The following is a 7,573-nucleotide window of genomic DNA, read 5'->3' as shown; positions in this document are numbered from 1 at the left end:
CGTGCGCGGCGGACGGGGCTCCTCCGCCGCCGGCGCGGGGAGCACCCCGAGCGCTCGGGCGGCCTGGACCCCGAGCATCAGCGCCACGAAGAGCGCGGCGATCGCGCCGACGGTCATGGCGCCCATCAGCCACCAGTCGCCGGCGTGGCCGCCGCGGGCTCGCGAACCGAAGTGGATGGCCGAGGAGACGAGGTAGACCCAGAGCGTGAACGCGACGGCGGCGCCCGCGGCGAGCGCGATCACCCGCCGGGGGAGCGGCCTCGCGGGCCGGTCTCCCGCCCGCTTCCCTCGCGCTCCCATGGGAGACATTGTGCCGAATCGGATCTTTCCCGCGCGACACGCCGAACACGGGCTCGATGCGCTTGACGAGCGCTGGGAGGGCGGGTTTAGGGTTACCACTACATCTAGTAGTTACAACGATGTAGTTCTCCACATCTAGTTCACAAGGCGACGCCGGTTATGCACCGGTTCTCCACATGCTCATCCCCATCCGGCGCCGGAGGCGGCGCTCGGAGCCTCATCCGGAAAGGAGTGAGACCGCGATGCACTGCCCCTACTGCCGGCACACCGACACCAAGGTCCTCGACTCCCGGGTGGCCGACGACGGCGGCTCGATCCGTCGCCGTCGTACGTGCGTGAGCTGCGAGAAGCGCTTCACCACCGTCGAGCTCATGCAGCTCACGGTGCTCAAGCGCAGCGGTGCGACCGAGCCGTTCAACCGCGACAAGGCCATCGCCGGCGTCCGGAAGGCCTGCAAGGGCCGCCCGGTCAGCGAGGACGAGCTGGCCTGCCTCGGCCAGGAGGTCGAGGACGCGCTGCGCGTCAGCGGCTATGCCGAGGTGCCCGCCCACGAGGTGGGGATGGCGATCCTCGGGCCGCTGCGCCGGCTCGACGAGGTGGCCTACCTCCGCTTCGCCAGCGTCTACCGCCAGTTCGAGTCCGCCGACGACTTCGAGGATGAGATCGCCGCGCTGCGCAGCGAGCGGCTGGTCATCGGCGCGCTCGCAGACGCTCGCGCACTGCTCAGCCCGGCCTCGTCCGGCTGAGCCCCCAGACGGGGCCGGGCAGGTTGTGGGGAAGCGACCTGCCCGGCCCCACACCACGACCAGCGCCCCACGCAGCACCAGCACCGACCAGATCACCACACCAGCACCACACAACGAACCTCACAGACGGGACTGAGGAATGACCGAGGGATCCATCGACACCGCGAGCGGCGCGGCCGGCGAGGCCGCGCGCGGCCTGACCATCGAGCGGGTGTTCAGCACCGAGGGCGTGCACCCCTACGACGAGATCACCTGGGAGCGCCGCGACGTCGTCCAGAAGAACTGGAAGACAGGCGAGACCGTCTTCGAGCAGCTCGGGGTCGAGTTCCCCGACTTCTGGTCGATCAACGCCTCGACCATCGTCACGACGAAGTACTTCCGTGGCGCCGTCGGCACCGATGCTCGCGAGTGGAGCCTCAAGCAGCTCATCGACCGCGTGGTGCTGACCTACACCGCGGCCGGCCGCGAGCACGGCTACTTCGCGACCGAGGCCGACGCGAAGGTCTTCGAGCACGAGCTCACCTGGCTGCTCGTCCACCAGTACTTCGCGTTCAACAGCCCCGTCTGGTTCAACGTCGGCACCGCGTCCCCGCAGCAGGTCAGCGCCTGCTTCATCCTCAGCGTCGACGACTCGATGGACTCGATCCTCAACTGGTACAAGGAGGAGGGCTTCATCTTCAAGGGCGGCTCCGGTGCTGGCCTCAACCTCTCCCGCATCCGCTCCTCCAAGGAGCTCCTCTCCTCCGGAGGCACGGCGTCCGGCCCGGTCTCCTTCATGCGCGGCGCCGACGCGTCCGCCGGCACGATCAAGTCCGGTGGCGCCACCCGTCGCGCCGCCAAGATGGTCGTGCTCGACGTGGACCACCCCGACATCGAGGAGTTCGTCGAGACCAAGGCGCGCGAGGAGGACAAGATCCGCGCGCTGCGCGACGCCGGCTTCGACATGGACCTCGGCGGCCGTGACATCACCTCGGTGCAGTACCAGAACGCCAACAACTCGGTCCGCGTGACCGACGAGTTCATGCGGGCGGTCGAGAAGGGCGAGAAGTTCGCCCTCCGTGGCCGCAAGCACGGCGAGGTCATCGAGGAGGTCGACGCCCGCAGCCTCTTCCACAAGATCGCCGTCGCCGCGTGGGAGTGCGCCGACCCCGGCCTGCAGTACGACGACACCATCAACGACTGGCACACCAACCCCGAGACGGGCCGGATCACCGCGTCCAACCCCTGCTCGGAGTACATGAGCCTGGACAACAGCTCCTGCAACCTCGCGTCCCTGAACCTGCTGAAGTTCCTCAAGGACGACGACACCTTCGACGTCAAGCGCTTCCAGCAGGCCTCCGAGCTGATCTTCACCGCGATGGACATCTCCATCTCCTTCGCCGACTTCCCGACCGAGGCGATCGGCCAGACCACCCGCGACTACCGCCAGCTGGGCATCGGCTACGCCAACCTCGGCGCGCTGCTGATGGCGCTCGGCCTGGGCTACGACACCGACGGCGGCCGTGCGCTCGCCGCCGGCATCACCAGCCTCATGACCGGTGCCGCCTACAAGCGCTCCGCGGAGCTCGCCGCCGTCGTCGGCCCGTACGCCGGCTACGCCCGCAACGCCGAGGCCCACCAGCGCGTCATGCGCAAGCACCAGGCCGCCAGCGACGCGATCCGCTCGGTCAACTTCGTCGACTCGCCCGTCATCAAGGCGGCCGAGAAGGCGTGGGCCGACGTCATCGCGCTCGGTGCCGCCAACGGCTTCCGCAACGCCCAGGCGTCGCTGCTCGCCCCCACCGGCACCATCGGCTTCATGATGGACTGCGACACCACCGGCATCGAGCCGGACTTCTCGCTGGTCAAGTTCAAGAAGCTCGTCGGCGGCGGCTCGCTGCAGATCGTCAACCTCACCATCCCGCGCGCCCTGCGCAAGCTGGGCTACTCCGACGAGCTGGTCGAGGCGATCGTGAGCTACATCGCCGAGAACGGTCACGTCGTCGACGCGCCCGGCCTCAAGACCGAGCACTACGAGGTCTTCGACACCGCCATGGGCAAGCGCGCCCTCGAGCCCATGGGCCACGTCCGGATGATGGCGGCCACCCAGCCGTTCCTCTCCGGTGCCATCTCCAAGACGGTCAACCTGCCGGAGACGGCGACCGTCGAGGAGATCGAGCAGGTCTACATGGACTCCTGGAAGCTCGGCCTCAAGGCGACCGCCGTCTACCGCGACAACTGCAAGGTCGGTCAGCCGCTGTCGGACGGCAAGGGCGACAACAAGGGCAAGGACTCCAACGTGGCGGCTCCCGACGCCGAGGCCGTGGTCGAGAAGGTCGTCGAGAAGGTCGTCTACGCGCCGACCCGCAAGCGCCTCCCGAAGTCCCGCGTCTCCCGCACCACCTCCTTCACGGTCGGCGGCGCCGAGGGCTACATGACCTCCGGCGCCCACGACGACGGCACGCTCGGCGAGATCTTCCTCAAGCTCGGCAAGCAGGGCTCGACCCTGGCCGGTGTCATGGACGCCTTCTCGATCGCCGTCTCCATCGGCCTGCAGTACGGCGTCCCCCTGGAGACCTACGTCTCCAAGTTCACCAACCTGCGGTTCGAGCCGGCCGGTCTCACCGACGACCCCGACGTCCGGATGTCGCAGTCCCTCATGGACTACGTCTTCCGCCGCCTGGCGCTGGACTACCTCGAGTTCGACCAGCGCGCCGCGCTCGGCATCTACACCGCCGACGAGCGTCAGCGCTACCTCGAGACCGGCTCCTACGAGCCCCTCGAGGAGACCGGCAACGCCAGCGAGCTCCTCGCCTCGGGCGTCGAGCTGTCCCGTCCGGTCGAGGCCGCCGCCCCGGCTGCCGAGGCCCACGTCCTCAGCGACGCCGAGCTCGACGCCGTCGAGACGCCCGCCGAGGAGGCCGTGACCGCCGCCGCGGTCGAGGCCCCCAAGGCGGCCCACACCACCGCCGAGCTCCTCGAGCTCATCAGCGGCAGCGCCATCGACAGCCCGCTCTGCTTCACCTGCGGCACCAAGATGCGCCCCGCGGGCAGCTGCTACGTCTGCGAGGGCTGCGGCTCGACCAGCGGCTGCAGCTGACCGCCCGAGTCGCACCGACAACTGCTGGCGAAAGTCCCCGGATCCTCGGATCCGCCGGGCTTTCGCCAGCAGTCATGTCGGGCACGGCGACGACCACTAGCATCGCCGCGTGACCACACCACCCGGCTGGTACCCCACTCCCGACGGCGTCGCCGAGCGCTGGCACGACGGGACGCGCTGGACCGGCGTGACCCGGCCCGGTCAGGGCGGGAGGCCGGCGCCGGGCACGCTCACCGCCCCGGCGGGGTGGTACGCCACCCCCGGCGGCGACCAGGAGCGCTGGTTCGACGGCGAGCGGTGGACGAAATACGCCAACGACCGGATGCGGCTGGCGGCCGGCCACGACACCACGGGCGGCGGTCGCGGATCCCGTCGCCCCCGCCGCCAGCGCAACGCCGCCCGTCCGCGACGCGGCCGAGTCTTCAAGCGGGTCGTCATCGTGGCGGTCATCCTCGCCCTGGTCGCGGCCGGGGCCGTGGCCGTTCTCGCCTTCGCGCCGGGCGACGCGGGACATGCCTTCCGGCAGGTGACGGGCATTCGGCAGCCGCAGCGCGTGCTCGCCGAGGTCACACCGGCCGTCGCGTCGAACGACTACCGATTCCTCGCCGAGGACGATGCCGGAGCCCCGACGCGGTACGACCCGTGCCGGACGATCGGCTACGTCATCAACCCTGACGGGGCGCCTGCGAACTACGAGCAGTTCATCCACTCCGCGGTGGCCGCGGCCCAGACCGCGTCCGGCTTGCAGTTCCAGTACGGCGGGCTGGTCGCGGACACGTGGGAGTCCCGGCGAAGCGGGCAGGACGAGCGTCCGGTGCTCATCACGTTCGCCACCGCGGCGCAGGTGCGCCAGCTCGGCGAGCGGGAGTTCGACAAGGACGTGGCCGGAGTCGGAGGAAGCCTCGAGGTCATCGAGCCGGACGGAGACACCCGCTACGTGACCGGCGCCATCGCCCTCTCCGGACGGGCCTTCGCGGCGATGAGCGCGGCCGGCCGGGTCGACGAGGAGCGCGCCATCGTCATGCACGAGCTCGGGCACGTCCTCGGGCTCGACCACGTCGCCAGCCCGGATGAGCTGATGTTCGCCGACAACGTCGGGAAGAAGAGCTACGGCGCTGGAGATCTCGCCGGCCTGGCGGTGGCGGGTGCCGGCACCTGCCGCTGACGCCGCTGAGCTCCCGGGGACGCCCATCGGACCGCCCGTAGGCTGGCCCGCGTGATCGAGGCGGTCGGGTACGTCGGCAGTGCGGGCGCCGCCACGATGTGGATCCCCCAGGCGCTGCGAGCCTGGAGGGCCCGGCACGAGGCGGCCGCGCTGGCGGGCATCAGCCTGACGGCGTACGCCATCGCGGTGGTGTTCAACGTCCTGCTGGTGACCTACGGGGCGACCACGGAGGCACCGCCGGTCGTGCTGGCGGGGGCGGTCAACCTGGTCTGTGCGACCGCGATCGTCGCGGTGGTGCTCGGCGCCCGGCAGCGGGCGGCCCGATGAGCGCGGTGCTCGCCTGGCTCGTCGGGATCATCGACGTCGCGCAGTTCCTGCCGCAGGCGGGCCGGACCGTCGGGCAGCGCCACGACCACCGGGCGATGCGCTCGCTGAGCATCCCAACGTGGACGATCGCGACGATCCAGGGGACGGCGTGGGTGGTCTACGGGATGGGCACCCACCACTATGCCGTGGGGGTGCCCAACCTGATCATCACGCCGATCTGCGCGACGATCCTCGCGCTGCGGCTGCGGTCCGCTCGCGCTACTCGGCGGGGTCCGTCGGAGCGGTCGGCTGCGCCTGCCCGGTGAGCGTCGCGAGCATCTGGCGGACGTTGGCGAGCTGGGCGTTGATCGAGTCGCGACGCTGGGTGGCCGCCGCGACCTCGCGGTCGGAGTCGGACTTCACCCGGGCGGCGAGCGCCTTGGCCTCGGAGACGATCGAGCTGGCCTCGAGCTCGGCGTTGTCGATCGTGCGGCGCGACTCCTGCTGAGCCTCCTTGCGGAGGTGCTCGGCCTCGGCGCGGGCGTCGTCGACCAGCTTGTTGGCGTGGTCGAGACGGGCATTGGCCTCGGCGACCGAGGCGGCGAACTCGGCCTCGTGCTGGGTGCGCCGGTCGTTGAGGGTCTTCTCGAAGTCGGCCGCGGCCTGGGCGGCGGTGGCGCGCTGCTCCTCGTAGACGGCCTGCGCCTCGTTCATCCGGGCGTCGGCGTCGCGCTTGGCGGCGTCGAGGATCTCGTCGGACTGGCGGCGGGCGTCGGCGATGGTGCGCTTGTGCTCGGTCTCGGCGTCCTGGCGCAGGCCGGCGGCGTAGGAGTCGGCCTCGCTCTTGGTGGCCGCGACGTGCGCGTCGTGCTCCGCGCGCACGGCGGCGATCTCGGCCTGGGCCCGGGCCTTGAGCTCCTCGGCCTCGTCGCGCGCCATGCCGAGGATGGTCCCGATCCGCTCGCCGAGGTGCTCGAAGGTGGCCGGCTTCGCGGGCTCCGGGGGAGCGGCCGGCGCGGTCTTCGGGAGCGTCTTCAGCTGGATGGCCAGCTGATCGCGCTGTGCCGCGAGCTCCTTGATGGCGCGCGCGAACTCGGCAAAGCGCTGGTCCACCTCCTCCGGGTCGTAGCCACGACGGACGAAGGTGAACTGCGACGGCTGCTCGGTCATCGCCGGCTTCCTCTCATTGGGGGCGGGGGACAGTGTAGGGGTGATCAGGACGGCTGGTCAGAGGTGGTGGGAACAGCCAGCGCAGAGATAACGCCCGAGAGCTGCCCGAGTTCCTTGGTGATCGCATCCCGTCTCAATCGGAGAGACTCGAGCTCGGCCTGGGTGTCCGCGACGGAGGCGTGGGCGTTCGCGATGATGACGTCCGCCTCGGCCCGTGCGGCCGTAAGGTAGTCCATCGCGTCGGCACGCGTACGCCGGGCCTCCTCCTGCAATTCGCGCTGGCGACGCGCCGACTCCTCGACGGCGTTCTGCCGGAGCAGCGTGGCGCTGGCCTCCGCCTCCTCGACCCGGCGCCGGGCGCGCGCCTCGACGGCGACGGCGGCCTGCTCCGCCTCCTCGACGAGGTGCGCGGCCCGCTGCCGTGCGGCCTCGGTGATGCGCAGGGCCTCCTCGCGCGCCAGGCGGACCGCGTCGAGCGCGGCCGCCTCCCGGGCCTGGGCACCGGCCTCGTGGCCGGCGCGGGCCTCCTCCAGGGCCTGGTGGGTCTGCGCGGTGTGCGCCTCCGCCTCGGCGTGGGCCTGTCGCAGGTGGGCCGCGGCCGCCTCGGCGCCCTCGGTGGCCAGCCGCTCCCGCTCGCGCTCCGCGTCGGCCATCAGCTCGGCCACCGCCTGCCGGCCGCGCTCCACATGCTCGGCCGCGTCGACGAGGTGGAGTCGTGCCTGCTCCCGGGCGTCCGCGATCCGCTCGGCCGCCTCGGCCCGCGCCTCGGCGAGGACGGCGGCGGCGGCGCGGTCGGCCTCGGCGCGG

General features: G+C 71.2%; 7 protein-coding genes and 1 pseudogene. 5 read left to right on the top strand and 3 right to left on the bottom strand.

What is annotated here, in order from left to right:
- A partial coding sequence (locus QM572_RS06110; RefSeq protein ID WP_415091112.1) for a hypothetical protein occupies nt 1-300 on the bottom strand: 300 nt, incomplete at its 3' end.
- Nucleotides 301-542: 242 nt separating this feature from the next.
- Between QM572_RS06110 and nrdR the strand changes: the two genes are divergently transcribed.
- The 5 genes from nrdR (at nt 543) to QM572_RS06085 (ending at nt 5,922) form a co-directional block, all read left to right on the top strand.
- Nucleotides 543-1,046 (top strand): transcriptional regulator NrdR, encoded by a 504-nt coding sequence (gene nrdR, locus QM572_RS06105; protein WP_415091110.1) that lies wholly within the window; start codon nt 543-545, stop codon nt 1,044-1,046.
- A gap of 139 nt (nt 1,047-1,185) precedes the next feature.
- Nucleotides 1,186-4,125 carry a vitamin B12-dependent ribonucleotide reductase gene (locus QM572_RS06100; protein ID WP_415091108.1) on the top strand — a complete coding sequence of 980 codons (2,940 nt, stop codon included), beginning with the start codon at nt 1,186-1,188 and terminating at the stop codon, nt 4,123-4,125.
- A 109-nt stretch (nt 4,126-4,234) separates the two neighbouring features.
- A complete protein-coding gene (locus QM572_RS06095; protein WP_415091106.1) occupies nt 4,235-5,290 on the top strand; it encodes a DUF2510 domain-containing protein in 1,056 nt (351 codons plus the stop codon).
- Between the two features lie 51 nt (nt 5,291-5,341).
- Complete coding sequence (locus QM572_RS06090; RefSeq protein WP_415091104.1) at nt 5,342-5,617, top strand: SemiSWEET family sugar transporter; 276 nt, start codon at nt 5,342-5,344, stop codon at nt 5,615-5,617.
- Complete coding sequence (locus QM572_RS06085) at nt 5,614-5,922, top strand: hypothetical protein (protein WP_415091102.1); 309 nt, start codon at nt 5,614-5,616, stop codon at nt 5,920-5,922. Before QM572_RS06090 ends, QM572_RS06085 begins: the two co-directional genes overlap by 4 nt.
- Here QM572_RS06085 and QM572_RS06080 read toward each other — a convergent pair.
- Both QM572_RS06080 and QM572_RS06075 read right to left on the bottom strand, forming a co-directional pair.
- Complete coding sequence (locus tag QM572_RS06080) at nt 5,876-6,766, bottom strand: hypothetical protein (RefSeq protein WP_415091100.1); 891 nt, start codon at nt 6,764-6,766, stop codon at nt 5,876-5,878. The genes QM572_RS06085 and QM572_RS06080 overlap by 47 nt on opposite strands.
- A gap of 44 nt (nt 6,767-6,810) precedes the next feature.
- Nucleotides 6,811-7,573, bottom strand: a pseudogene (locus QM572_RS06075) (hypothetical protein); the annotation flags it as partial.

The sequence above is a fragment of the Nocardioides sp. genome (assembly GCF_047607365.1).
GTDB lineage: Bacteria > Actinomycetota > Actinomycetes > Propionibacteriales > Nocardioidaceae > Nocardioides.
The sequence above is the reverse complement of the archived record's forward strand: the minus strand, read 5'-3'. Positions and strand labels throughout refer to the sequence as shown.

Bases quoted from the DNA above. Each gene is read 5' to 3' on its own strand.
- nrdR (WP_415091110.1), top strand. From the start codon at position 543: ATGCACTGCCCCTACTGCCGGCACACCGACACCAAGGTCCTCGACTCC.
- QM572_RS06100 (WP_415091108.1), top strand. From the start codon at position 1,186: ATGACCGAGGGATCCATCGACACCGCGAGCGGCGCGGCCGGCGAGGCC.
- QM572_RS06085 (WP_415091102.1), top strand. From the start codon at position 5,614: ATGAGCGCGGTGCTCGCCTGGCTCGTCGGGATCATCGACGTCGCGCAG.
- QM572_RS06080 (WP_415091100.1), bottom strand. From the start codon at position 6,766: ATGACCGAGCAGCCGTCGCAGTTCACCTTCGTCCGTCGTGGCTACGAC.